The organism is Metapseudomonas resinovorans, assembly GCF_002003485.1.
GTDB classification, from domain to species: domain Bacteria; phylum Pseudomonadota; class Gammaproteobacteria; order Pseudomonadales; family Pseudomonadaceae; genus Metapseudomonas; species Metapseudomonas resinovorans_D.
In genome coordinates, this window is sequence record NZ_BDMA01000107.1 from 1 (window position 1) to 362 (window position 362).

A 362-nucleotide genomic window follows, 5' to 3' on the forward strand; every position below is an offset into this window, starting at 1 on the left:
TAGGTAACGCATCTAGGCTTGCGGGATCCTTCGAAGCGGGAGTTCGGGCGATGCCGTGGCAGGAGTGCACTACCATGTCGATTCGACGCGAGTTCGTGCTGTTGGCCGAGCAACCGCAGAGCAATGTGCGCGAGCTCTGCCGACGCTACGGCATCAGTCCGAAGACCGCCTACAAATGGCTGAACCGTCATCGCGAGCACGGCGAGGCGGGCCTTCAGGAGCGCTCACGCCGGCCGCTGCACAGCCCCGGGCGCAGCGACCCGCAGTTGGAGCAGGCGGTGGTGCAGTTGCACCAGCGCTTCCCGTATTGGGGCGCCCGCAAGCTGCGCAGCCTGCTGCCGGCCGAGTTCGCGCGGCCGCAC

1 protein-coding gene is annotated in these 362 nt (G+C 67.1%); it reads left to right on the plus strand.

Going from position 1 to position 362, the window contains the following annotated elements; all coding sequences use genetic code 11:
* Positions 1–74: 74 nt before the first annotated feature.
* Positions 75–362 (plus strand): helix-turn-helix domain-containing protein (locus MnOB_RS28400; RefSeq protein WP_158713874.1); only part of this gene is annotated, 288 nt, incomplete at its 3' end.